Below are 26,531 nucleotides of genomic sequence, written 5' to 3'. Positions count from 1 at the left end.
GGCTGGACATGAAATCGCGTAACACCTCCGGTGCACTCGATCCGGGTCTGCCGGTAGCCACGGATGCCAAAGGACTGATACAACAAGGTGGTGGACATGTGCGTTTTTCAAAGAAGACGTGAGAAATCTCCTTGAAAGATGGCATGTCCACGCTTTTACCTCCATATGCCGAACTTTCGATCGCACTCAGCCTCGCGCACCCGTCAGTCGGATGAGCCATAATTACGGCGTTGGGCCGCCAGGTGGTTGCCTAGGAATCGCCTTGATCGTGATCGCAACTCCTGCAGGACTAATCACTGGAGCAGTTGTGGTGGCCACTATCGCCTTCACCGTTTTTGACACGGCCTGGGTATGTCTGTCGGTCTTGTTGCTGATCGCGACCGTACCTGTTTTGGCCCTGCTTGGCGGGGCTCACGTAAACCCTGATCGGCAAGAACCTGTCAAACTCAAAGATTGCCCAAAGTGCGGACGCGTTTCGTCGAAAGGGACGCGAATTTGCCCGCGATGCCACCACAGATTCGACGCCGCGTTTTCTGAGTGATTGCCTAATAGTAAGGTTCTCACACCACTTGCGTGTATGTCGTGGTCAAACACCGCCCCACGTGGGCAAAAAGGTGTCGGACACGAATGGCATGGGCGTAAGCCTATCGGATCAACAAGTTGTTGATGCGGCGGGTGAATCCCTCAACCCCTAGTGCTAGCAAATATGATGCGACAGCGTTCAGCATCTTGAGTGCCGATCTGGATTTGAAATCACGGCGAAGTTTCTTTGAAATGGTGGTTGTCTACATCACTACTCCCAGGAGGCTTCACCGTGAAGAATCAGTTTACCGATTTGCCAGCAGATGTTCAAAGCAAACTGCGATCGACCAAATCACTCTGCCTTGATCTGCTGCTGCCCAAAACCGAAGTTCTCGCCATTTGCGTTTCGATCGGTCATGGTTATCGCGATCGAATCTACAATCTCATGATCGTGGTCTGGATGTTTTATCACACAGATTCTCTTGAAAGATCACAATTGCCAACAGGCGGTCACTCGTTTGAACGCGTGGCGTGTCGGCCCGCGCATTTGCGAAAGTCAGTAGCTTGACAACCGCGTATTGCAAGGCACATTGTCGATTTTACGAAGAACGGCTTGCGCAGTTTTTTGAATGAAACCTATTCCTAGTTCATCGACTTGAGGCGATCGCGGCACCGATGAGAATTCCAACCAGAAACAGTATCGGAGTTCCAAACAGCAACACGTACGAACCAGGTGGCACACCGTAGGCACCATGTGCGGTTGGGGTTACTAAAAGTTCTGTATTCGGAAACAGGTAGGCAATCCCAAATATTCCGGCAGCGAACAAAGCCGCCAAGGCGAAACCACAAAGCAACGACCAGGCGATTGTTGCTGCACAGCCAGCACGGGTTTCCCCATCACTGATTGTCATTGTGTGAGTCCTCATCGTCAGTTTTCGGTTTCCACGGATGCATCGGGACTGATCTCGTTCAAGTATGCGGTCTCACCGTTCTTCCTCAACTCTCCTCGTCTAATCGCCGTCACGATTGCGGTCACTGCTGTCTTTACTTCTGGCCCGATGGATGCGAGATCGCTTAGGACGTTCAGCTTATTGGCGATGCCTCGTCTTCGGATCTCCAAGCGTTTCGGCAAGTACCGGAATAGCCGGCACAAGCGAGTGCGTTGTTGGAGCAATCATCCTAAGGGCGTACGCGTCCCACGATGAGATTTTCGGGTTAGCCGATCAGGCATCGCTTCGAGTGCTTCGATCGCTGTTTGCCTTTCGCTTTGAAACAAACCGAGTACCGAAATGGTATGTAATTGAATGCCTTCGTTCTTGCCGCATAGCTTGCTGGTCAGAATTGAAACGGTCTCGTCCTGGCCCGGATCGAAGTGCCGTTAGCGACAGTTGCGTCATCGGCCTGCTACGCAGTATGTCGACCAAATCGGGGATTGCAACTATCGCATCCGCTCTAAACTCGGCGAGCTGCTCTTTTCGGCGCATCATTCACGACCTGCGTCGTTCAGTCGCGCCGGACTTGACACAATCGCATGTGCGATGGATACGCTAATCGTTACAGACGAGATCAAGAATGGGGAGGCTACTATGAGGGTAATCAGCATCATGGTGATGCCATGGGCAGCGTTTCCGACCGGATCGTAGCTCGCGCCCGAATGCTTCCCCGTTGCACGTCGCCCTGATATTAGCGAATCAATCGTGTCGAAGCCCCAGAACAGCAGGAACACTCCCGCAAAGCTGAGCAGCAGACCGACGACGACACCAATGACCAATCCAGAAAGATACCAACCGGCCACCCATTTCAGTCGCGTCTTCGTCAAGCCGAATCGGTTTGCGGTGGAAGGCTCGATCGGAGGCAGCGCCCAAGAATACCTTTGTATCCTTGGCAGGAGATGCAATTTGGACTGTTTCAAAACGAATCGATGGCAGCGGTGAAAGACAGCCGCGACTCCAAACACCGCGAGTAGGAATGTTAACCGTAGTGCCAGTAACAACACATCTTCGATCATGGAATTTCATGTTTGGTTGTGGGTGATTCACTTACTACTTCGATGAATGCTCTGTCCTTAACGCAGGCGGTTGCCGATCGCTTTCTGGCCGATCAGTCGCAGGAAACAGTTTCGTAAGAAGCTTCGGCAGCGTCTCACCACGGGCGTCGAACGAAATGATCGTCCCTTCTTGATCCACCAAAATTGCGGTTGGAATCGCCGTGATCTCGTATCGCTTGGCCATCGATTCGCCGTCCGCGTCTTGATCATAGATCGATGACCAAGGAATCTCCGCTGACTCGATGTACTCTTCCGCCTTCTCACGGTCGCGGTCCAAACAAATGCCGAGCACTTCAAAACCTTGATCGTGATAAGCCTCGTATTGCGCCTTGATGTTGGGAATCTCCCGTCGACATGGCCCACACCACGACGCCCAAAAGTCGACGAGTACCACCTTTCCTACATAGTCCGTCCAGACAACCGATTCACCGCTAAACAATTTTCCATTGACGACGATTGGCTTACCGATCAGCTCGATCTGTGTCTCCATTTTATCGGCGAGTGATCGCAAGCTAGCAATCGACGCTTTATTGTCTCCCTCCTCGCCATCAAGTTCGACCAAAAGTTCGGCGAATTCTCGGTAGACCCGAACCGCTGCTTTTGGCTTCGATGCCTGCTGCAGACTGCCGGCCAAGCCCTTGGCTATTGCAACTCCCAAGGGTGCAGGAAGACCGTCGACCTTTTCGCTGGCAAGCTCTTTGGCATCCATGATCAGTTGATCCACTTCTTCGTCAGACATTTCATCCGCATTGTTGGACCGAGTCTGCAATGCATTCAGCTTCGGCAGCAGCTTCATCAATGCCGAGTTCGGTATCCTCGGTAGTGCAACGGTTTTCGCGGGTTGCGACAGGTCGATTTTAGAGCTCTCCTCTGCCTCTACTCTGTCATCTCGATCGAGCCGGAATTGCGAGAAAGTGACTTTGACTTCATCGGGGGTCGTTTTGACCCCTGAGACTCCTGTTTGCAACGTCTGCCCGGCCGTAATCTTCGCCGTGCCCAATTCGTGCCAGCCCTCGCCGACGTGGCGGACAAGTGCTCGCACGGTTTCGCCGACCACTTCCAAACGTAATTCGACATCACGCTCGGCATCCAGCGGGAAATCAACAAACTTGCCCATCCGCGTTCGCTTGGCGTCGATTCGCTGCTCAAAGTTGGTGTAGTAGGATTTCTTACCTCGGCGAATAAAGCTGGCACGTTCCAAGCGAATGTAGTTTTTCGGGTCCTGCATCAGCACCAACCCGCCGCTGACATAGGCGTAGGGCAGTTCCGGCAGCGGAAGATTTCCGTGGACGACCGTTGAAGCCGAAAAGTCACCGCTGACTGAACGCAGCACACGTGGGGCATTCATGCGGTTTCCTTCAGCATCCAGCCCGTGAGCCCCTGGGCCGAATGTCACTGTGACAGAGTCGTCACCAATCTCAAAACGGCAATCTCCGTCTGGATCCACCATTTGCCCCCAACCGTCGATTGTCCCGTACAGCGAATCGGCGGCAGTCGCCGAGAGTATCGACAGAACAACAACTAATCCCGCAGCAAGTAATCGCTTCATTTTGGTGGTCCTCGTGGTGGTGGTCGTTAGTACTATCTACTGAGCGGTGCCGCGGTCGCATCATGACGCGCATACTTGGCATATTTTGGCATAGCATCCCAACGGGTTGGAGGCCCGAGACCGCGGTCGCAAAATGGGTTCCTAGCGAACATCTTGCCGATAATCGATATTCCGTGGGAATGTTCGTCATCAGGATGGTAACTGCCCGCTAGATACATATGAGCGAGTTCGGAAGCCTTTCTTTTCCGCCACGATTCTTCTTACTGAGCTAGACCTCTCGCCCGATCATAACATGACAAAAAAGCTAAATCCTTACGAATCAGGACGAGTTGCGGGCGAAAACCGCAGAGCCGACCCGACCGAAGGTCCCGCGGTGCTTCATCGTGGACTCGGGGCGTTGGTCGGATCGATCTATGGCAGCTGCCTGGTTCCATTTATTGCGTTTATGCTGATCGCCATTGCAATCAAGTCAGGCCTTTTCGCTTGGCTCGGCATCGAAGGCGGGAGCATAGAGCTCGGACTGGTCTTTCTTCCCGTCTGCACGTTGTCAGGAGGAACTTTAAGTGGCTTGATTTGTGGAGCGACGAGAGGACAACGTCGCTTGTTGTCTCTCGCAGTTGCATCGATAACGCCTGTAATTTGGCTCATCTATGGAGCCTTGTTCAGTACCAATGTGAAGGGGACCATCTTCATCGCTTTCACAGTTTTGTTGAGCGCGATCGGTAGCACACTTCTCTGTCACTGGCTTATCGGTTGGATTTTGCGAAACCGCCGTAAGGTTGTTGAATTGTTGCAAGCTGATAGCAATGCGTCGCCGGGGTTGGCTGCCGCAGGTTTCCAAATGTTTCTCACGGTTTGCATCGTTGCCGGCATGGTGACCACCTTCATCGCGGCAGGCAAAATAGCGGGGTTTCTTGCCGGCATCACGGCAGGTGCCGGCATCGTTGGCATGTTGAGTGGACTGCACCTGCTTGCTTCCTATCCAAATCGCATCCGCATCGGCACCCTGACAACCATTGTCTGCGTCTTCGCCGTTTTGATTCTGCTCTTCCTGCAACTCTATCAGTAAACCCAATAATCCATGAAGTTAGAAAAGCACGAATTGGCGGATCTTGCAAAGCGCAGCGACCAGCGCGCCTTCCCACCGTCGCATGCAGTGCTTGTTGGTGGCGTGCTCGGATTTGCAACCGTAATCCTGTTGGCAGTCGTTATCCCTCATCTGTGACAACGGAGTCCTACGGACACGCCGAAAATTGGGTGAGAGTTGCGAACCAACTGTCTCCCGCAACCTTCTTGAAAGATCAAACATGGAACCAGAAAGCTCTCAGTCCAAATCACGCGTTTCGATTTGGTCTCGAATCATTTGGGCAACGCTCATCGGGGCGGTGTCCATTCATGTGGTCCTTTTCATCTGTGCTTGGATCAAGGGTGCCATTTGGGGATCAGGCGGAGATCCCGGTGAGATGTTTTCCGAATCAGCTAGGCACGACCTTGAGTATGGTTTGGTAGGCGGCCGGCAGAGTACGAATCAGCTCTTGGCACTTTACGTGTTTTCGCTGGGGCTAATTCCAATCGCATTATCTATCTTAGGAGCGATTGCGGGATTCATTCTTTCTGTCTCCTCATGCCTCCGTTTGCTTGATGACAAATTCGGCGTTCCGCAATCATCGACTGCAAGCATTTCTGTCATCCGCACCATTCTTGTTTACTCCGCGGCTGCCTACACAGCGATGATGCTCGTTTTAGCCCTGACCCTCGGCTTTGGCCCGGGAGCCTTGGCTGGATCGATTCTGTGGCTGATTCAACTTTTGAATGCTGCAATTTGGGGAACGAGTGCCGTCGCCGCCTACCTAAGGTTTCGACGTTGGGAGATTTCCACGGGAGTCATTTGCATCGGTGTGATTCTGTCGCTGATGCACGCCTATTTCATGTTGCCGCTTCCGGGATTGCTCCTAGCCGCGGTACTGTTGCTTGCCTACGCCATGGCAACCGGCACACGACGGTCAGACGTAAACGTCAAGACGCCATCGCCGCCCGCGAGCGAGTCGCCCCAAGCAGAAGAGATCCGAACGGGTGGAACAAACGGTTTTGCTGTGTTCCTTTTCGGCGGGTTCAGCTTTTACGCCGTTGTGTGCCTATTCACTCTCTTTGCCGTGATAGGAAATCGAAACACCGACAATTGGGGAGTCTTTATGCCAATCGTCATCGGATTTTGGGGAATCCCCATCTTCGGGACACTGGCAGCGATTTCCCATGCAAGGACCGGGCCATGGAGCTGGCTCAACAATCGCCAAGCATGGCGAAACGCGGCGTACTCATTCTTGACTTGTCTATTCCTCTGGGGTGTCATCGTCGCTTCACAGTAAGGATTAACACTATCTGGCTTTGTCCGCTCGGCGATCTAGGAAAATGTCATGCGGGAGCGCTGCGTACGGCTGCTTTGGGGCTCTGCACAAGAACTAAACTGTTTTCGTCGATTCGTGAAGGCTGAAAGTTCATGACCGCTGTTTCTCGAACCGAGACGAAAGGACCGCTTAGCGTACCGCTGGTGCGACGAGCTTATCTAATTGCCGTTTGGCTTTGGCTATTGGTGTGCTTGCTGTTTCCGATTTGGACCGGCAATATCTACCACTACGACGAGGGAAAAGAACAGTGGCGAGACGGAGGAGCCTTCGGCATTACGGGATCCGGAAACCCATTCACAAGCGTCGCCCCGATCTGGAATCCGCCTCGTTCGTCCGGAGGTCTTCCCACGGTCGTTCGCTGGCCACTCGCGCCGATCGAAGCTAAGCACAGCATTGAAATTCAATTCGCCGCGACGCTTTGGCGATTTACCAGCGGATTGTTCTTTGCAGGGTTCGTCGTCCTGGTCCTGCGCTGGACGAAGTGTGTCCGGGAACCGGATCGAGTCCTGTTGATCGCCGGCGCGATCGCGGTCGCCATCCTAACGGCGAATATTGTGTTGGCAGGGATCGGCGCGGCCTCGATGGGATTCGCGCTCATTAGTCCTGTTGTCATCGGCGTTCTTATCGTCGCGATGACTTTGGGGCTCATCTTTGGTGGGGTCGTTCTGCGAGTAGGTGAATGTGAACCATCGCCACCGAAATTGACTCCCGCGACCGAATCGACATCGGCAGACTCTGCCGCCGTCGCGGATCCCAAGGAGTCCTCCAAGACATCTACGTTGTCGTCAATGCGAAGCTTGAATTGGTGGTGGAGAGTTCCTGCCTACCTGGTATTTCAGTTTTTCGTATGGGGATTGGTGGCAAGCCAACCGTGGCCTGTGGGGCGTGATGTCTTTGGACCCTACCGGCTGGAGCCTGATTCAGTCGTGATGGCGTATTGGATTCAATTTGTCTTGATTCCCTTTTTGCCGCGTCGTTTTCAGGTTTTCGGGCTGAGCCAGCTTTTGGTCGTCGTGTTGATCTACGTCCTGCCTGATTGGCCACGTGGCGGCAACGTGTTTGCACCCTTCATTCGCGTACCAGCGGGTGTCTGGCCACTGTTTTGGATGCAGTTCGCCGCGACACTGGTATTGTTCTGGCGAGCACCGTATCTAGCCAGACAGTTGACCAGCATGCGAAACCAGAGAGCAAACGGAGGATCGCCATGAGTCGAACTAACAAAGGCTCGCGTGATGTTTTTGTGTTTCTGATTGCAACACTATGCTTAATCGCAGTGGCGCTGGGCGGGCTCGTCTGGAACGCAGGTCGAGTGCGCGAAAACCATTCGCAGGAAACGCAAACACCGAGTATCGATGATTCCGATATTCAGTCGACCGGCAAGCTTGCGCTTCAGTTTCCCGGCCATGGCAGTCAGAACATTGTCAATGCCACGATGATGCCCGGTGACAGCAAATTGCGTTGGTGGTGGCCGACCGGGAGTGAATTTCTCTATTTGCTGAATCTGCGGGGAGATGAAGTTGCCGTTGATCGCGTATCGGTGCTGACTGGTGAAGGCACCCGAGTCGCTGAGATGAAACAGCGCTGGTATGACGACGCGTTTGGAACCGAAGATCGAATCTACCTGTTGCGGACGGATACCCGTGGGCGATACCAAATGATTGCCGACATCTATTCGATTTCAGAGAATCGGATGGTGGCAACCCGACCCCTGCTTAATCTGCCGCTTCATTTCGGATCGCGACCGACCAAGGCAGTTTGGCACCCAAACGGATCGTCTCTGGCGTTCACGGTCGCTCAATCCAGTCGAGATAACGTGCTGTCGTTTCGCACCTATGTCATTGACTTGCAAACCGGTTTGCCAATCGAGATGCCCGACTCGGAACCGTTTCTTGTCGATCACAGGGCTTTGGCTTTCAACCACGACGGAAGTCGGTTGTTTCTGATTCGAAACAGTCGTGCCGCATCGCCGGAGGCGGAGAAAAAGGAACGGTCCATTGTCGTCCTCGATACGCTGTCCAGTGAAATTCAATCAATCGCAATTCCTGCACTTCCACGGATACTTCCCTTAGCCATCAGCGACGATGCAGAAAGGGTGGCATTCGCGTTCCCTTCAAGAGTCGAAATTTGGAACACGCGGACCGGCGAGAAAACCGCGACACTTCCTACTCGCACCGATGGCGGATCGCCTTGGCGGGTCCTGAAGGTCGAGTTCTTTGCAGGTCGTGATCTTGTTGCGGTGGCCGACGAAAGAACGCTAAGCGTTTACGCAACCGAGATGGGAGCTCGAGTGAGTCGTTTTCCTGATGTACCACCCGATGACCAAGAGTCGATCCAGCCAATCTTTCTTGGCCGAGACAATGGGCAGATTGTGGTCGTCGGAACATCGTTGGATAGCGTCGAATCGTCGTATTTCCCTTCGCTTTGGATGCATCGGACGACGTTCAAGGAGCATGGAACGAGCGAGAAGAATGCGCCAGCAACGGTTGTCGAAGTGCCGGACGCCACGGTTCGGAGTCAGGCTGAATGGACCCCATGGAGGTCAAGCAGCAACTACGACGCGGAATTCAAGAGACAGGTGGCTGACGGAAAGTACCCACTCACTGTTGTCGGCAGAAATGAAGGTGGAGAAAGCCAGTTTCGCGGCCAGTTCATTGACTTACCTGAGAATCTGACGTTTTTCGCCCGACACAACACGACCGAAGAGTCTCCTCGTTTGCCAAAATTCCGCAATCGCAGAGGTCAACTGCGTAGCAGTGACAACCGCGTTCTCGGGATTCAACGACATGCCTATAGAGAAATTTGGCGTCAGTGGTTCGTCGATGAACAGGGAACGACACGCTACAACATCGTTTGGACGAAACGACTCGATATGGAATCCGAATGAAGAGTTCAAACGATTCTCCTCCGATCGCAGTCACAAATGGCATCGCACAGGGACTCTCTAATCATTCTCTTGGTCAATACCGATGCGAACGAGACGCAATTCGTTTTTTGATGAAGGGTTGTTTCGCTGCGGTCCAGACCCTCGGGTCATGGCAAGCACCAACCCATCGTCATCCGCTGCGAGAAAAATTGGATGCACCTTGTAAAGACTTTTCGGCCATAGCAGAGGTCTTCGACTGACCAGGGTTGCTGTTTCGGCGTCGAAGACATCGACGCTTGATTGGGTTACAACCGCCACTCGCTGACCACCGTTCGCAAAGGCCACGGCGATCTCAAACGGGTTCTGGTAGAAGGCGGGGGCGTCGCTCAGAGTAAACGTTCGATTCAAATTGGCGTGCGGATCAAAGAGTTCGATCGACGCCCCGCTTCGGCTGGATTGGTGATCAGTGACAATCCAATCGTGGTCGCCGCGGTTCGCTTGCAAACCCGTTCGATTTTTCTTATCGGGAAAAACCTTCACGATTTCTCGAGTCTCCAAGTCCAGCACTCCGAGCAAGTGCGTTTTCTTCTCGAAGCACCAACCGTACGAGTACACTTCTTTTCCCGAAGTCGAAAATCCCACCGGCATCATCAAGTATTCGCTCAGTCGTTTGTCTGGAAACGGATTCGGCTGGTCAATGGATTTGATTTGCAACCCTTGTTTGGCTGACGTCCGCCGCCATGTTGCCGGCTCACTTGAACGCGTACGATCACGTGACAGGAAGATCATCGCCACGAATGAAACCCAATTGCGATCTTCGCTCCAATGAACATCACCGATCGTCATTTTCTGTCCAGGCTTATCGGGTCGAAGTAGACAGACCGTCGTGATCTTCGTTCGTTTCAATGGCGAGGTCGACCACGTATCGGCGAACAGCGTTTGGGTTTCACCAGCATCATGTACTCTCAAGACTACAAATTCGTTTCCTTGACCGGCCACCGAGCAAATGTTTTCGCCCTCCCACCGAAGCACCTGCTCACACGACGCCGAGTGCAGATCGGCTTGGTAAAGCGTTACGGTGTTGTAGTCGACTTTTGCGAACATAACGCTTTCGCTGTCTTCGGAGAGCCAGCTATAGGTTTTGTTTTGATCCAACGGATAGAAAGCTTCTCGCGTTTCTGGTTTAGCAAAGCGGAGTGGTTCTCCGACGATCGATGGCGTGGCTAAGGACATTCGCTTCAATGCTTCGGTGGCGGCTTCTTGTAAACTCACGCTCCCCGCGGTGGTTGCGAGTTGCAATTCTGCAATCAGTTCCGGTGACTCAACACCGCTGGTCCCAAGTGCCCGAGCGGCGGCTAATGCGAAGGCTCCATGGTTTGGATGTTCACGCATCACAACGAGCAGTGCTGGCGCCGCTTCCTTCGCATCGCTACCCCATGCCTGCAGCAACTCGACAGCCCCAATGGGCGCATCAAAACCTCCACCTCGAGCCCAGTGACGCTGAGACCGATCGACGATGAATTCCGAAATCGGCTTGACGGCGAAGGATGCTTTGTCGCCCAGGTCACGCAACAATTGATAGAGATCTGCCCGGTAGGGTTCGGATTCCTTTAGCAATGTGAAAACGAGTTGCTGACGTACGGCAACGGGCTGACTTTCGTCCGCCACTGCGATCAGCAGTTCCTTCATCATGGAATCGGAGAAATGAACGCGCCCGCCCCTGCTTGGAGTTGAAATGAATTCCACCGCCTTGAGTCGCACCGCCTTGTTAGGATGGGCGATCGCAAGACGCAAGAATGCTTCCGTCAACTCGCCTTCCCGCTGCGAATCGTACCACTGTCGAACCGTGGTCAGTTGCTGCTGGTCGTTCGCATCTACACCTTGAACGAAGGTTTCAAAAATGTCGACAAGACTGTCGTTGGTTTCAACCGTATCCTGAAAGACGGAAGTGTTGATGCTGTAGCGAGGGTGTGTCACCGAGACGACAAGCCGTGGCTGACCAGATTGGTCTTCCTTGCGCGAGTCGCCCGATTTTCGTGGCAGCAACTCAACATCAAACTTCAGAGTCCCCCGTGCTGAAACCTTGATGAGGCAAGGAACGGTAGCTTTTTGGAATTCAATCTGTCGATTCAATGTGATCGGTCTGTTTTCCAGCGGATCACCCGACCGAGAATACCCCGTTCCTTCGATGGCCACGAAGGGTCCGAAGCGACCAACGATCGGATCATCGACAGGCAACGCTGACAGGTGAGCTTCCAGTCGCTGCTGAACGTCGGCGACCGTGGCTGCATCCGCCTCCTCAAATTCACTTTCGAGATTCGCTTGCTGAATCCGCGATTTGTCAGCCAACCGAAACACAGCGACTATTGCGACCGCAACAATCGCCAAAGCGATCGCAGCCACGAAGAATTCAAAGTAGCGTTTCATTGTTGGCATCCTTAAAAGCATTTCGCTCTGGCGGTTCGTCGTGATTGACGTTCTTCAGTATTTGGTGAACGACAAAGTTAAGGAGAGGAACACGATGCCTGACCCAAACGTGAACAGCCTCGGGTTTGCAACCCAAACGACTCTTGGCTTCCAACGCTGTTCGTCCAAACGAAATACGTTTGCATCGCCAACGAATTCCTTGCTCGATCACGGCCAAGAGCAAAGCGTGATAGACAGGCAAGCGTGCGTTTGCTTCGTAGTCCATGCCCAAGTAGAAACCAATGGCTGTTTCACCGTCACGAATGACAGTCACGAATCCAATAAGCAAACCATTCTCACGGATCCCAATCGTCGCGAAATCATCGTCAAGCGATTCGGCGATTCGCGGGAGCGTCGTGACGCTCAACTCAAACAGACAGACATCCGCCTTCGCTGCGACGGCCTTGTACAATTCCAAGATTCGTTCTGATTCGTTCCGCAGGTTTTGAATCGGCGACACTGAAAGAGTGTCGCCATCGAACGGCTTTTTGACTTTCCTCGCTGCAGCCCGGTAACGCTTTGTCAAACTACCCAGATAATCGTCCGTCGACTGCCACTTCGGATTGAGCGAAAGCACCATATTCGGCTCGGTTTCCATCGATCGATAGCGAAACGGTTCCAATGCCGACGCATCCAAAGGGTCAGATTCGAGTAGGTCTTTCACGATCACATAGTCGACCTGTCCATGGAGTCGATTGGCGCGCCGGATTCGATACAGACAATCGGCGATGCCCTGCCAAACCCGCTGATGATCCTGGCCCGCTGCGATTGCAACGCCATGAGGCCCCCATGTATGAACATTGCCGCACATCATAATCCGGCGTTTCAAAAGTGACAGTGACTTCCGTTTCCATTGCTCGGGCAAATTCTGCACTACCGCTGAATTGTCACAAACGAGTTGATTTCCGACGACATTGAATGTTTGTGTCGCGACTGCGGCCACAGGCTCTACCCTGTCGTAGATGATGGCGAAGTCGCGAACAATCTCCCCTGAGAACTCATCCTGAGCGGAGCTCAAGTACCGGCGACTTAAGAACACAGATGTCCCTGCCGTCACTTTGTCCCAGTGATCCGCATTCAGGAACTCGATCCTGCCAGCGACGGCGAATTGAAAGCCAGAGGCTTTCCTCGTGACGGAGTCTTGATTCTTATGAGGCATGACGGGTACCGCTTCCGAAGTGTGCGAAGTAAAGAAAAATATCCGCCAACGATTGCAGGCTTGTAATCACAGCGTCGTTATTCGGTTCGTCGTTTTTGAATTCAGCCAACAGTTCAGCGTAACCGAACTGCCTCGGCTGGTTTAGCACCTTCACGGTTTTCAATCATGCAGTAAGCGATCGGTTCATTTCGGTCTTCCTCGTAGCAATAGTCAGTATTACTATCTATTCACGCGGTGTAGCCGAAGCCACATGACGCATGTTATTGTCGTATTCTGAAAAAGCGAACACGTCCTGTCAGTGGCTTGGTGAGACACGGTTCAACGACGCGTTGGAGCAGCTCAAGTCTTCTCCGAGACTCGTCGCTTTGGTTCCGTCCGATACCCAAAGGTGCGATATGGATTGCCTTCATAATTGCTCATGTCGGCCCCGGTGATCGATTCAAATCTGTTTGGAGCAGATCATCCCATCCGATGTCTTGGTTGGTTCTATGAGCCTGGCACAACGCATCGACCAGTTTTTCAACGTCGGCACCCTTCAAATACACTTCCTCAAGCTGCCGCGCAGACAAATCGACTCCAACGAAGCTAGCTTTGATCCGCTGTTCACAAATTTGTCGAACCGGTGAGCCGCGTAGCCGCATCGCTAGGATTTCCGGGAGCGACACTGGTGCATTGCCCAAAAAGCATTGAAGCCACGGTCGGAAGAGCTGCGTGACGAATGCCACGACTGCAGACAGAAAAACCAAGCCAATAACGATGAACATCAGCGGCAACAGCAATTCGTTCATGATCGATCCTTGCAAAAGTGAATGACCTAGCGGTATGGATGACGACTATCAGTTCTCTCGCCACTGGGCGTAGGCTTTCTCGTCCTGGGGCGTCCACGTTTTGTTCTTCCTTTGATCATCCACAGGATCACCATGCCGCTGGATGTACGTGTTCCAGAACCCTTCTTTCTGCCAAGCTGCAAATTCTTCGTCCGACAATGAGCATATGTCGCCAGAATGCTTGTAAGCGACCACCAGCAGTGAGACCTTACCAGTATCCTCGTCAGACATTGCAAATGTGACCGCTTCGCAAATGCTTTCGACGATGTGCACGTCTCTATAGCGGGTCAGCGGATCGCAACGATGTGTCGAGTAGCTGGACGTAAACAAATGCGTGGTCCCGACTTCAGCATCGATACAGCACAAAACATTGTGTGGTCGATCATAAGCACTTCGGTCGTTCTCTCGCGAAAGCCGCTCCAGCACCTTCTTGGCCGCAACGTTATCCGACGTGACCAGCTTGGAAAGCAATTGATGCACATCGTCGAAGGATTCCGAACTGGTAATCTGCCGTTCCCAACGGTGAGCCTGAATCCATGGATAGAGCAATCCGACGCCGATCGCGACCACCACGAATACAGTCGTCGTAAAAAGTACTGATTTTAAGTGCTTACGCATGGAATGGTCCAACGGCTCGTTGACTCAAAGTGTTTCCGAGGATTTGGTTTTCGTGCGGCATCACGCCGTCACGAAATCCGTGTGAGTAGCCGCAATGTCCCCAGCACTATAAGCGTGCTTCCGACGACACCATGACGCGCTTTTTGCACCACATATCGTAAGAGGGTGAACTGCCACGGATCAAGTCAAATGTCGGCTGACTTCGTTTTGCGGTAGGGCAATTCTGACCAGACTGATGACGAAACTACTTGCCTTCAGTGTTTGAGTGCGTTTTCAATCACTGTTTCGGCAAAAAAGATAGTTTCATTGATTGCGACCGTCATCTGGCGTTCAGTCTCCCGCTTCAACGAATAGAGTTAGTACAATCAAGATTAAACCAGCAACCGATGATATCAATGAGTTCCGAAGAATCTGAATCTGATCCGCTTCTCCACATGTACGTGCCACCGCGATCGGTCTACGCAGGTGGTGTGGTTCTGGAGCAGTGGTCGGACGATGTTTTAATCGTCAAAACGAATAGGTTGAGCCGTATCGGTTTTCTCTCGTTGGCAGCGACAATTGGTGTCCTCAGCTCCCTTTTTCTGTATTGGTTCTTGCAGCGACAGTTCATCGGCGATCTCCCTTACACAGTTGAGACTTGGCTGTTGGTTGGCCTCGCGTCGCTGGGAGTAATCTTTAGCCTGGCACTGGCTTTCGGAACGCTTTTTAAACGTCCAATTCGATTGGATCGAGGACGCCGCGAGATAAAATACGACGGTTGTTTTGGCAGTGGTTGGGAGCATCGTTTGGTGGATTTACTTGCCATTCAATATTGCCGTGGAAAGAACGAGGTGATTCGTAGCGACGATGGACGCGACAAAATCACTTTGCAATATCAAGTCAATCTGGTCTTCCGAGATTCGACTCTAACGCGACGCAACGTCAGCGAGCAGAAATACCCTGATAGGGTCAAGCAAATTGGTCAACAGCTTGCAGATTTCCTTGAGGTCCCCGTTGTAGATTATGTCGGCCCTTCGGGGACGATGGATGAGGGGGATGCAGAGATACGGCGATTGCTCAACGAAAGTAGCGGCGACAGTCGTGCACTGATGCGAAAGTCAGTTGCTACCTTCATGGCAATCGCATTCATCGCAATCCTCACCACAACGGGTGGTTGTTTCGTCGATTCTCCCCCAAAGCCGCAGCAGAATGCGACGATGCAGAACGCAAAGCCCGCGACGATGGATTCTGCGGCCGAGGAAGGAGACACCCTGAAAATCGAAGTCATCGGAACCTATCGCGTCGGCGACGCCGAATACGTGCGAGATCAAATCGAAGCGATCTTGCCACGCGGAATTCGAAGGTCCAGTTGGGGCTCAGGCGGGAATATATGTGATTACCAGATTCCGCCAATCGTTGATGCGAATACGCTTGCCGAACAGATTCGCTTCGGCGAGGTAATTGAGATTCAACCCCGCTTAATTCGGGTGCAGTACAGCTATGAACACGAGGTGCCGGAACGATTTAAGGAAGACGTGCCTGATTGGCAAAAGCCTCCCAACGACGACCTGGGGCCAGCCTTAAAAAAGAACGCTGGGGACTGGTGGAAGGCATTGGGAGAGATAGGTTCGCTGCAAATGCGGAAACGGAATAAACGGGGTGAGATCACTCATCTCGGTTTTTATTCTGCGAGCGACGAGACGATGCGCCATGTCGCAAACCTGAAGTCGCTCAAGGAATTGAGATTACCAGGTTGTCGTCACGTGACTGACGAGGGGGCACGGCATCTGTCGGGTCTAACGAACCTGGAAGAACTCGACCTGTCAGGCACCAAGATCGGTAATTCGGGACAGGTGCATCTCAGCAGTCTGACCGGTCTCAAACGGCTCGAATTATCCGGAAGTGGTACAGAAGCGGGTCTCAAACACCTCTCATCACTGACGCGATTGGAATTTCTTTCGATCGGATACAGCTACAGCTATCCGGTCACGACCGAAGGATTGCAGTATTTGCAGGGCATGCGAAACTTGAAAGCACTTCACCTCGACAATTGTGAAGTCTCTGACGCCAGTCTGGAGTTGATCGCTGGCTTTTCTAAGCTGGAATCGCTGAATCTCCGAAGCGGGACGATGACAGGAGCTGGCTTAGCGAATTTGATCGGTCTTGGGAATTTGCGGGAGCTGAATCTGCGAGACTGCAGGGCGATCGGCGATCAGGGTCTTGCGAGTTTAGGGTTGATTAAAAGCCTCGGTCACCTGGACCTGAATGGGACAAAGGTTTCCGACGCAGGCATCCCGAATTTGCAGTCATTAAGCAATCTATCCACCCTTGTGTTGTCCGAGACCGCGATCACGGACGCGGGTGTGCTGGCTTTGCAACCGCTCCCTTTATTGAATTGGCTGAGCCTGGACGAGACCGCCATCACTGACTCATCGCTGGCACATCTCCAGTCGTTTCCGAAGCTCACCGCTGTTTGTCTTTCGGACACGAAGATCACCGATGAGGGACTGAAGGATCTGGGCCAGATGACCCGATTGAAAACCCTGCAGATTGATGGGACGCATGTCACGGACGTGGGGATGGCACATTTGAGCGGGTTGACTGAACTCAGCTCACTCGACATCAGCAACACGGCGATCACCGAGCGAGGGCTACGGCACGTACGCTTTGCCCCGAACTTGCGTGACATTCGCGCGGAAGAATCCGGTGTCAGCCAGAGAACGCTTGAAAGATTCAAAAAGTAGCGGGTGCTGATACAATCATAGCGATTGACTGGCGAATCGCCTTGGCACTAAAGGAATACCATCTGTTCGGTCGCCCCAACTACTGGACTTTAAACCCGATGTCTGGGTGTCGCTGTCGAAGGAGATTGCTAATGATCTCTTTCGTAGTGGGTACTTGATCGAATGAATTGACTTTGATCCAAATACGATCCAACTCGGTGCCCGACGTTTCATCCAGTTGTAAGTGGTCAGGATCGAACACTTGGATGGGGATAATGGCGTCGCAAGTCACTACGCTCCAATCGGAACTCAGCACGCCAACGACGGTAAAGTCTAGATTTCCAATCGTAAAGGATTGGCCGACGGGCGAACCCGTGCGGAAAAGTTGTTCCGCCAAGTGCTCGAATATCACGACGACTGCAGCGGCCGTCTTTCCATCTGCCTCGGTCAGAAAACGACCGCTGATCACCTTCGCCTTGGTGACGTCCCCAAGTATTTGAACATAATCGGCCTCGGTTCCACTGAGCAGTACGCGAGCGTTTGCCTCTTCATGCACAGCAGTGCCTAAGCCCAGACGTTCAGGAACGAGCCTTTCGAGCGTTGGAACGGTGGCCTTTATCGCTTCGGCATCACGATATTCTAGGCCGCCTTGAGACTCGGCTATGGCGTCGGTGCATTCGATACGAAGCCAACGAGACGGGGTTGCCTGTCGCTGTCCCACGTGCGACGAAGGAGTCGATGGACAGCCGCAGCAAATCGGCAAAATGAGCAGAACAGCGATGTAAGCGAACGGGGCCGTAAAATTTAATTCAGTCATGACTACTCTTTCAGTTAGCGGTCGTTAGATTAGCGAGATAGCGCAAGACTTAAAAAGTCACCCCTACGACTGCGTCTTTCCGCACCATTACCACTTCGTCGTGGGAGACTCGATACTTGACCACCGTGTCGTCGTCTTCGACTGGCACATCGTGTTCTACTAGGAATACGCGATACCGACCCGCTGGTACCAACGGGAACAAACCTTTTCCTGCCTCGATACGAACTTGATGACCAGCCCAGCGGGACATCTGCCATGCCTGATCGGCATCTATAGGCGGTGGTTCCACATCGGGTTCGCTCCAGGGCAACAGAAATGCCGACTGGAACGGCTCGCTTGCAGGCGCATGAACCCTGAGTTCACCAAACTCGGTAGCGGCTAGATCAAATTCCAGCCCGCTCACCGGACGCTGACTAGCAACAACCCACTGAGCTGCGAAACGGCCTTGCAAACGCCAACGAGTGAACTCCACCACGATCTTCTCTTCGGACACGCGCAGGTCCGAAGGTTTCCATTTCGCGTAAAACAAATAGACGCCAGGCGGAAGAGCCATGCCTCGCACTGTCGCCGGTTGGCTGCCGTTGAGTTGTAATCGGCAGAACCGCGGAGCGAATGTTGTTGTTTGCGCTGAGCCGTAGCCGCTATCGTCCGGTTCCCAGTTCAAGGTCGCTCCATCGCCAATCGAGTCGCTCTCTTCCACAATGCCGTGGTAGCCGACCGATAGCCATCCCTCTTTCTGCTTGTCAAATATCACGCTGCCGGACACGCTCGTGGTTCCAGGTGGCCAGGGCGGGATGTCCCCTTGTCTCCACGCGGACTCCGCCGTTCCGCGAGCAAACATGTACTGATGCTTGTCGGCATGGATTCGGATGACGGGAGTACACATCGTTTGCAATGTGCGCGGTGATTGAGCCACCGGCTTGCCATCGACAGCAAGCTCGCTGACCGTTAGCACTTCGTCCTCAACACTCCAGCGACCTTCAATGCGGTAGCCTGTCGCGTCGGCAGGCAAGAGCGATCGGACTAAATCCGCAGGCAAACCTGCTCGGCCCGCAACGATTCGGAAATGCATTTCGTCAAATCGCCAAATCATGTCGTCGTACTGATCACCGCCCGTTCTGCCACGATATTGTGCTCCGACAAGCATCTCCGGTACGACAGAAACATCGATAGGGCCGGTCTCTCGGTCTTCACGTCGCGACGTCCCACTCTGGTCACATCCAACGGCAACCAACATCACCGCAGAAAACATCGCCGGGAGGAGCGAGTTCCCTGTTGTGGAATGTAAATCAAATCGCGTCATGTGGTGTTCCCCTCCGCTACGACCCCGGCTGAAACTCGTAATGGTCCGCCGCGTAGATTAGCAGTTTCCCGGAGGCATAATTGCACCCTAAAACCACCTCGTCATGCTCGGACGGGCGGCCGTCAACCTGGATGTTGGTCAGGAACAACAATTGCCCGTTAACGGACCAACTGCCATGAATCCGCTGCACATCGCGCGTTGGCAGTCCCAATTCATACATCAGTTCCGGCGGTAAACCCGAGTCGCCGACCACAATTCCAAAGCCTTTTTCGGTAAATTTCCACGACAAATCGCCGTCAGGATCCTCGTATTTAATCAGCTTCGCGCCGGTCAAAACATCGGCAAACACATCGCCTGGATTCGGCTCGCCCTCAAAGTGTTCAGCGGACTTGCTGACCACGACATCCTGCGTCGGAGGCGGTAATCGCAGAACCATGAACGCGGCGCATCCCACGATTGACAGCATGCTGGTCAGCAATAGGAAGAGCGACGGGACAGCTAGGTGGCCGGTCAGTCGCAGCTGCTTTTGGTCTACATAAGAAGAAGTCCAACGACGTACCAAGGCGCCGATAAAACCGAGGATTGCTCCGATGGCAGCGGTCAGCCATCCAATCCAAAAAATCGCGAGTAAACACCACCAGAACACCAAAAATGTGGCGAACTTCAGCATCTCCTCGATCGATGTTGGCCACGACGCGCGAACTTCTGGCAGCGGAGGAAGCAATTCGAAAGCGGACAACACGCTCATAATGACGATCAAGACAACTGCGGTGACGGGATGCGCAAGCATTCCGACAACGCCCCCCGCGATGCTGCATCGCAGGCAACTGGTCTCTTCTTGTGCAACCCACGGCCAAACCACTATTGCTGTCGCAAACGTGCCGATGCCCGCAGAGAGCGGAATCCAACGCCACATCGCTGGTCCTTGTCCGTTTGATAGACACCAAGCAAACACCGCGCCGGGAACGGCGAATGCTAACGCTGTGATCAGGTGAGAGGGGATGTTTTTCATTGTCTAATTGGGATCGGCGGAGATTCGCGACTCGGCGTATTCATTTTGATTAAGAAGGACAAACGGTGGTTTGTCCTCGCATCCCGTCGCGCTTTGTTGACCGCATTCGCCGGAGTTTGCGTTCATTGGGCGACTCCTTGAACGCCCAGTAGCAGAACACGAACACGTTGACCACGGGAACGATCAAAAGTAGGCCGGCATACAAATCGTAACCGAGTCTCTTTCCCAAATAACAGCAAGCGACGATCCACGTGACGACCATCGCGACTGAACCAAAAAGGATGAGGATTCCAAACAGTAGCCCAAGCGCGTCATCCACGATGTCGGTTTCGCCAGAGGAACCAAACAGGTTCTTCGACAATGGGCTGAAGGTGAGAACGAATGCAGCGACTGCCAATAACCCAATCGCCGCCATCAAAATGACGATCCACTTCTGGTTCATAACGAACTCCTATTAAACGGTACTGCGGCCATTATGGCCATCGCTAAAATTGCCTTACTATCGCCACGCGTTGGAAATCGCGGTTAGCTCATCGTCTTACTGCGCGATCTTCATCGTTACCACCGGGATTCTTTTTACGGCTCCTTTTGGCTGCGGCACTCTCAAGGTAGATCAACAGTATCAGTCCAACTAGCCAGACAAGATTCGCGACTCCAGCCTTCGTGAATGCGGAGACGATCGATGCAGTACCCCAGAGACCCATGATCTGCACCGAAGGCGAAATGATTTGCAGCCATCTTCGCGACCGCTTCGGCGGCAGCGGGAAAACAAGGGAAACGAGAAGTGCGCACGTCGCCAGCGAAACGCCTTGCACCAACCATGATTCGGGATCCGAAAATTCGAAGTACCGGTCAGCGGCTATCCATGTTCCATAACCAATCAAGCCGGCGATCACTGCCGGTAGGACATGAGCCGTCGACTGATCGGAGTCGCTCGCCGATGTAGCAACTGCTGATAAATCGTCTGAATCGGTAGACGAGTCGTTTGGTTCATAGGGATTGATGTTCGGTTTCACGGCGTTAACCTACGCTCAGGAGCATCCGTTTTGACTTTGGTTTCCGCGATCCTCTCGATCGCTTTGCTGGCCATTTCGCGTGTCGCAGCTAGCATGGCGGGATCCTTGCTCAGCTGTCGCAGGATTGGCAGAGCCTCATTGGCGGCAGGGCCGAATTCGGCCAAACTGCCGATGACATACATGGTTTCGATATCGCTGGGGTCGGTGTAGGTTCCCTTGTCATCTTGGCGGAGAATCGGTGTGGCCAATCCCAACGCCGATGGTGCTCCCCTTGTTTTTAGGTATCGTTTTTCGGGCCGCACAGGATGCTCCAGCATTTCGATTAGGGTTGGAATGGCAACTTCGGCGTGTGGTCCAAGTCGAGGCAATGCCCCGACGATTCGGTGTCGCAGGATTGCATGCTTCCAATAGTCCTCGGCCGGTTTGTTTTGTTCGTTTCGTAGTAACGCGTGCAATCGATCGATTGTCGTTTGAGCCGATTGACCGCTCTCGATCGCCGCAAGGCATTGCACCGCGTTCTGGCGGATGTACACGAATTCCTTCTCATCTTCGATCAATTTCAACATGTCCGGCAGCGCACTGATCGCTGAGGGTCCCAATTGGCCGAGTGTCTTGAGTGCCGCCACTTGAATATTCTGGTCCGCCGAGCCGAGTTGCTCTCGCAACACGGGCACCGCAGCGCTGCCTTGATGTTTCAGGCCGAGAATCGCCGCCAGACGGAGCCAACGATCCCCGCTCCTGACACAGCTTGAGAGCGTCTCCAGCACCTGCGCGTTCTCAGCTTGCAGCTTTCCGAGTGCGGTCGCTGCCGCTCGGTGTGACTTCGCGTCTGAGTCGGACGATTGAAGGGTGCGTAGCCAGTAATCCAACGGCTTTCCATCGATCACATGTTCTTGAGTTGAGGGTGTTGTAGGATCGACCGCCAGAGAGTTTAAGGACGCGGCCGCAGTCATCGCTAGTGTCACGGTAAGGAAAAGGATACCGGGAGCCAGCCCGGCAGCTTGAGCCATACTCGCTCGCATCGGGCTTCGTGTGTTTGGGATCGCCATGATCATATTCCTCCCAGCTGATTGATTGCCGAACGAGCCTCGTTGAGCAGTAGGGTTGCGAATACGAATGACTTGAGGTTTCCGTAGGTCGCCGGGTTATCGGGCGTAGGCTCGGGCCAGGCGATGCTGACAATCTGCTCGGCTTTGTTCAATACCGCTTCCGCTTCGTCGTGACGACCCAACTGATTTAGAGCGTGGGCACGCAAAGCATCGGCAAGAATTAATTCCGCATAGTGGTGTCCGCCTCGATTTTCAAAGGGGGCCAGTATTTCCAAGACTCGTTCATCATTCCCCATGCGATGTTCCACCATTGCCAGTGAAATGGCTTCATAGGGTTTCGAGAGATCGATTTTCCCATGTCGCGATGCTAAGGGCAGCAAGATCGAAAGGTCGTCGATCGATCCGGGTACCGCCGCTGCCACTTCGGCCACGTACGCTCCCGTGCTGGCTTCCCGAGAAAAGTCCCAATCCGACAGTTTGTCGAGATTGAATTTCAGATGCCGTTGATAGTCGTCCATTCGGTCGCACAACAGGGCCGCGCAGGCTGCTTCACAGTGCATCCAACCGCTCTGCGGATTTAATTTGAGAAATGATTCCAGGTCGGCAAGTGCATCGGTCCAATGCAGATGGTTTGCATGCCAACGCGCGCGTGCGACGATGCGATCCGCGTCATTGGGAGCTTTGGCAATCGCCCACGTCAACTTGGCCAGTTCCACTTCCGGAGTTTCCGCTGGCAGGATGTCCGGTTGGGTTCGTCGCGCGTTATTTTTGTTACCAAGCAGGATCAATTCTCCATTGCGACCGACTGTGGCCAGACGGCTTCCATCAGGTGAAAAATTGATTGCAGTCAACGTTGTTTGGTCGAGGATCGGCAGCCGAACGAGTAGGTCGCCGGTCGCTGTGTCCCAAAGGTAAACTTGACCGTCGTGCCCGGCCGACGCGATTCTGGATCCGCGCGGATGGTAACACACACCGCCTACTGGACCGCGACGCCCTTCCAAACGCATCAGCCGTTGAAATGTTTGCGTGTCGTAGATCGACAGATCGGTGCCGGCCGCGACAAATCTCGTTCCATCAGGGCTCCAAGCTCCCGCACCATCACCAGGATCTTGCGTCGCTAATCCACGCTCGAACGATGGCGGATCGAGCCCGACGACTTTGACGGTTCCGGAACGTGAGTTACCGATCGCCCGCTTGCCATCGGGACTGACATGCATGTGAATCATCCAGCTTGAGCCGGCGTTTTCCGGGGCCGTCCAAACCGGCTCCAGCGTATCGGCGTCGATGACTTGGGGTTTTACTCCGCCCAATATGATCAAGTCGCTGGATGGTCGCCAATCGAGACGTGGGTGGTCAAGCCCGAGAACGCGGCGTTGTTTGATGAGCGTGCCGTCACTTCCGTCCCACAGCTTGACGATCCCAGTGTGACTGATCGTGGCCAAGCGATTACCCGCATTATTCCAGTCGACATCCGATACCCACCGATGCCCATCATCGTGACGAACCGAAAAGATTTCCTGCAGTGAGTCCGCGTCGCGCACGCTCGCTTTTTGATCTTCGCCCGCAGTAGCCAACCGCTCTCCGTCTGGGCTCCACTGCACTTCGACGGCATTCCGCTCATGAGCGCGGACCGAAGCAATCCCTGGATTGATGACATCGAGTCGAACCAACCGAACGCCGTCTCCTGCAGCGCCGGATACAATCTGGTTCTCGTTGAAACGTTCAAGCGAACGAACTTGGCCTGAGTGGACACGCAGAGTTTGATCGGCCGATGGATCATTGACATCACACACGTTGATTCTTTGATCGTCACCACCGCAGGCGACGGTTTGATCGTCCAACCAAGCGACCGCCCGTGTCAAACCAAAATTTCGGTGTTCGCCGATTCGTTTTCCATCCGCGTTCCAGATACCGAGTCCGTCTTCGGCGATCGCAAACTTATCACCAGACGGCGACCACTTCAAATTCTCGATAATGGAATTCTGATGCTTACCGGTATGCAATACTTTTCGTGCATTCATATCCCAAATTCGAAACCAGCCAAAACGATGACCGGTGACGAGTCCCGAATCAGGGTGCCAGTCCATGGCTCCCATCGTGTTGCGATGGGAGGGTTTGAGCAAAATGGTATCGAGACTCCAATCGCTGCGATTCCAGATTCGTACTTCACCTCGGCGACTGGCAGTCAACAGCTTCGTTCCGTCGGGTGACCAAAGTGTTGACCAAGCCCTACTTTTATCAGCGGAAGTTTTGTCAAGGGTTGGCAACTCTTGAACCAAAGTATCAGAGTCAGCATCCCATACGATCACGTCAGTCTTCCACGACGCAATGGCAAGCAGTTTGCCGTCGGGTGAAATCGTTAGCGATTCCCAACGGCCCACTGGAATCGAAAGTTTTTTAACGATCGCATGCGACTCAAAATCCCAAATGAATAAGCGATTATTCTTCCATGCAAACATGCGATTGCGTGGATGGTCGAAGAGGAATTCGCCACCGAGCAAATTCTCATCGGCAACGCGGGGGGCAAGTTGTTGCACTTGATCCGCGAAGAAGTCCCACTCCCAGCCACGGAAATCGGGTTCGCCTTGGGCTGGTGAGTACTGCTCCAAGAGTCGAGAAAGGTGGCCATACTCCTTTTCCAGCCAGGCCTGTCGAATCGGTTGCAATCGAGCGACATAGGTTTGCCACAAAGCACGCCGAGTCGCGTTTTCAGCCAATGTTCTTGCGGCGGCTTCGTTGACGAGTGCCGCTTCGGCCTGTGCCTCGGCAAGCTTGGCCGAATCGCGTTGCCTTTCGGCGTCTCGTTTTGCCGCTTCGGTTTTCATTTGAGCTAATTTTGCGGCGGCGGCTTCTCGATCAGCTCGTTCTCGCTCGACTTTCTCCGCGGTGGCTCGCTGGCCGGCTTGGATCGCAAAGTAGGTCGAAACGAACGTCCCCGTCAGCAGCAACAATACCGACAGGGTCGCCAGCGAAGCGCCCCATGGATTTCGACGTGCCCATCGCCATGCCTTCGCGGTGCTTGAAATCGGCCTGGCCGTGACCGGTCGCCCGTCGAGGAAACACTGCAGGTCCTCGGCCAACTCAGCGGCGGTTACATAACGTCGATGCGGTTCTTTCTGCAAACACTTTAAACAGATGGTTTCCAAATCCTTGGGAATCTGCCCATTCAATAGTCTGAGCGAAACCGGCTCCTTCTCAATCACTTGCCTGATCGTATCGACGGTCGAGTCGGCGACGAATGGAGCGCGGCCGCTGAGGCAGGCGTACAGAATCGCGCCAAGCGAGTAGACATCGCTGGACCTTTTCACCAATTGGTGCTTCGCAGATGCCTGCTCGGGCGCCATGTAGCTTGGCGTGCCAAGGATCTGTCCGGTCGTGGTCAAGTCGACGCCGCTTGCATCGTCGACCAGCGTTTTAGCAAGGCCAAAATCGGTGACGTGTGGTTGGCGGTTTGCGTCAAGCAATATGTTGGCTGGTTTCAGGTCGCGATGCAGCACACCTCGCTGGTGAGCGTACTCGATCGATTCAGCGATCGTTTTCATCAACTCGGCAGCTCGACGCGGCGCCAACGAGCCTTTGCTGATGACATGTGCCAGACTTTCGCCATCGACAAAGTCCATCGTAAAGTAATGGTGCCCTTCATGCTGTCCGACTTCGTGAACACCCACGATGTTAGGATGTTTCAGCGCCGCAGCTGCGCGAGCCTCCCGATGAAATCGGTCGACGTCAGCCTCTGACGCAAGCCGCCCGGCGAGAATCATCTTCAACGCGACCGTTCATCGCAACTCAATCTGTCGCGCTTTAAAAACAACGCCCATCCCGCCGCGAGCGATTTCGTCCAGTAGTTCGTACTCACCGATGTACTTCAGATGATCCCCGATTGAAAACGGCCGCGGCTGTTGAGTCGCCTGCGAATCGAGCGTTGCGGCAAACGCAGAATCAACCGGTGAGACAGCGCCAGAATCTCGAAGCACCCTGATGGCGTCGTCGACTAATGCGTTGTTATCCAGAAAGTCACAGATCGAATCGGCGTACGGTGGGTGCTCGCGACTCAGCTGTTCTCGATCAATTACCTCTCCACGCTCAACTGCTTCGAGCAGTTCAGCCAGCAGTTTTTGAAAGGGTTCGTCGTCAGCGGCAGATTCGGCGGTCATTCAGGCAACGTCACCAACGGGG

General features: G+C 53.6%; 21 protein-coding genes. 6 read left to right on the top strand and 15 right to left on the bottom strand.

Features of this window, described 5'->3' with window-relative positions; translation table 11 throughout:
• The first annotated feature begins 814 nt into the window (after nt 1–814).
• Entirely contained in the window at nt 815–1,090 is a 276-nt protein-coding gene (locus NB063_RS17225) for a hypothetical protein (protein ID WP_250929989.1), read from the top strand.
• A gap of 79 nt (nt 1,091–1,169) precedes the next feature.
• Here the strand turns inward: NB063_RS17225 and NB063_RS17220 are convergent, their stop codons facing one another.
• The 3 genes from NB063_RS17220 to NB063_RS17210 form a co-directional block, all read right to left on the bottom strand.
• Complete coding sequence (locus NB063_RS17220) at nt 1,170–1,433, bottom strand: hypothetical protein (protein WP_250929988.1); 264 nt, start codon at nt 1,431–1,433, stop codon at nt 1,170–1,172.
• A gap of 572 nt (nt 1,434–2,005) precedes the next feature.
• On the bottom strand, nt 2,006–2,530 hold the full coding sequence (locus NB063_RS17215) for a hypothetical protein (RefSeq protein ID WP_250929987.1): 525 nt from the start codon (nt 2,528–2,530) through the stop codon (nt 2,006–2,008).
• Between the two features lie 34 nt (nt 2,531–2,564).
• Nucleotides 2,565–4,118: a thioredoxin-like domain-containing protein gene (locus tag NB063_RS17210; RefSeq protein WP_250929986.1), complete on the bottom strand. Its 1,554-nt coding sequence runs from the start codon at nt 4,116–4,118 to the stop codon at nt 2,565–2,567.
• 397 nt (nt 4,119–4,515) lie between these two features.
• On the opposite strand from NB063_RS17210, the gene NB063_RS17205 reads away from it, so the two are divergent.
• From NB063_RS17205 to NB063_RS17190, 4 genes are all read left to right on the top strand, one after another.
• Nucleotides 4,516–5,187, top strand: coding sequence for a hypothetical protein (locus NB063_RS17205; RefSeq protein WP_250929985.1), 672 nt, complete (start codon nt 4,516–4,518; stop codon nt 5,185–5,187).
• A 238-nt stretch (nt 5,188–5,425) separates the two neighbouring features.
• The gene (locus NB063_RS17200; RefSeq protein WP_250929984.1) at nt 5,426–6,484 is read left to right on the top strand and encodes a hypothetical protein; all 1,059 of its coding nucleotides are present in this window, start codon (nt 5,426–5,428) and stop codon (nt 6,482–6,484) included.
• A gap of 131 nt (nt 6,485–6,615) precedes the next feature.
• The gene (locus tag NB063_RS17195; RefSeq protein ID WP_250929983.1) at nt 6,616–7,731 is read left to right on the top strand and encodes a hypothetical protein; all 1,116 of its coding nucleotides are present in this window, start codon (nt 6,616–6,618) and stop codon (nt 7,729–7,731) included.
• Nucleotides 7,728–9,407 carry a WD40 repeat domain-containing protein gene (locus NB063_RS17190; RefSeq protein WP_250929982.1) on the top strand — a complete coding sequence of 560 codons (1,680 nt, stop codon included), beginning with the start codon at nt 7,728–7,730 and terminating at the stop codon, nt 9,405–9,407. Before NB063_RS17195 ends, NB063_RS17190 begins: the two co-directional genes overlap by 4 nt.
• Nucleotides 9,408–9,464: 57 nt before the next feature.
• On the opposite strand, the gene NB063_RS17185 is transcribed toward NB063_RS17190, so the two are convergent.
• The 4 genes from NB063_RS17185 to NB063_RS17170 form a co-directional block, all read right to left on the bottom strand.
• The gene (locus tag NB063_RS17185; protein ID WP_250929981.1) at nt 9,465–11,813 is read right to left on the bottom strand and encodes a YncE family protein; all 2,349 of its coding nucleotides are present in this window, start codon (nt 11,811–11,813) and stop codon (nt 9,465–9,467) included.
• On the bottom strand, nt 11,797–13,011 hold the full coding sequence (locus NB063_RS17180; RefSeq protein WP_250929980.1) for a GNAT family N-acetyltransferase: 1,215 nt from the start codon (nt 13,009–13,011) through the stop codon (nt 11,797–11,799). Before NB063_RS17180 ends, NB063_RS17185 begins: the two co-directional genes overlap by 17 nt.
• Before the next feature lie 416 nt (nt 13,012–13,427).
• Complete coding sequence (locus NB063_RS17175; protein ID WP_250929979.1) at nt 13,428–13,799, bottom strand: flotillin-like FloA family protein; 372 nt, start codon at nt 13,797–13,799, stop codon at nt 13,428–13,430.
• 48 nt (nt 13,800–13,847) lie between these two features.
• A complete protein-coding gene (locus tag NB063_RS17170) occupies nt 13,848–14,456 on the bottom strand; it encodes a hypothetical protein (RefSeq protein ID WP_250929978.1) in 609 nt (202 codons plus the stop codon).
• A 395-nt stretch (nt 14,457–14,851) separates the two neighbouring features.
• On the opposite strand from NB063_RS17170, the gene NB063_RS17165 reads away from it, so the two are divergent.
• Nucleotides 14,852–17,179: a leucine-rich repeat domain-containing protein gene (locus NB063_RS17165; RefSeq protein ID WP_250929977.1), complete on the top strand. Its 2,328-nt coding sequence runs from the start codon at nt 14,852–14,854 to the stop codon at nt 17,177–17,179.
• A gap of 79 nt (nt 17,180–17,258) precedes the next feature.
• Here NB063_RS17165 and NB063_RS17160 read toward each other — a convergent pair whose 3' ends face one another.
• From NB063_RS17160 to NB063_RS17125, 8 genes are all read right to left on the bottom strand, one after another.
• The gene (locus tag NB063_RS17160) at nt 17,259–17,975 is read right to left on the bottom strand and encodes an ABC transporter permease (protein ID WP_250929976.1); all 717 of its coding nucleotides are present in this window, start codon (nt 17,973–17,975) and stop codon (nt 17,259–17,261) included.
• 49 nt (nt 17,976–18,024) lie between these two features.
• Nucleotides 18,025–19,278 (bottom strand): hypothetical protein, encoded by a 1,254-nt coding sequence (locus NB063_RS17155; protein ID WP_250929975.1) that lies wholly within the window; start codon nt 19,276–19,278, stop codon nt 18,025–18,027.
• 16 nt (nt 19,279–19,294) lie between these two features.
• The gene (locus NB063_RS17150) at nt 19,295–20,290 is read right to left on the bottom strand and encodes a hypothetical protein (RefSeq protein ID WP_250929974.1); all 996 of its coding nucleotides are present in this window, start codon (nt 20,288–20,290) and stop codon (nt 19,295–19,297) included.
• 49 nt (nt 20,291–20,339) lie between these two features.
• Nucleotides 20,340–20,732, bottom strand: coding sequence for a hypothetical protein (locus NB063_RS17145; protein ID WP_250929973.1), 393 nt, complete (start codon nt 20,730–20,732; stop codon nt 20,340–20,342).
• Between the two features lie 88 nt (nt 20,733–20,820).
• Nucleotides 20,821–21,306, bottom strand: coding sequence for a hypothetical protein (locus tag NB063_RS17140; protein WP_250929972.1), 486 nt, complete (start codon nt 21,304–21,306; stop codon nt 20,821–20,823).
• Nucleotides 21,303–22,355 (bottom strand): HEAT repeat domain-containing protein, encoded by a 1,053-nt coding sequence (locus tag NB063_RS17135; protein ID WP_250929971.1) that lies wholly within the window; start codon nt 22,353–22,355, stop codon nt 21,303–21,305. Before NB063_RS17135 ends, NB063_RS17140 begins: the two co-directional genes overlap by 4 nt.
• 2 nt (nt 22,356–22,357) lie before the next feature.
• Nucleotides 22,358–26,116 (bottom strand): WD40 repeat domain-containing serine/threonine protein kinase, encoded by a 3,759-nt coding sequence (locus tag NB063_RS17130; RefSeq protein ID WP_250929990.1) that lies wholly within the window; start codon nt 26,114–26,116, stop codon nt 22,358–22,360.
• Nucleotides 26,117–26,131: 15 nt separating this feature from the next.
• On the bottom strand, nt 26,132–26,509 hold the full coding sequence (locus NB063_RS17125) for a hypothetical protein (protein ID WP_250929970.1): 378 nt from the start codon (nt 26,507–26,509) through the stop codon (nt 26,132–26,134).
• Nucleotides 26,510–26,531: the final 22 nt, after the last annotated feature.

Origin of the sequence: Aporhodopirellula aestuarii, from assembly GCF_023701485.1 — a bacterium.
GTDB classification, from domain to species: Bacteria; Planctomycetota; Planctomycetia; order Pirellulales; family Pirellulaceae; genus Rhodopirellula; species Rhodopirellula aestuarii.
Note: the sequence above shows the minus strand (reverse complement) of the source record. Positions and strands in the feature narration are given on the sequence as shown.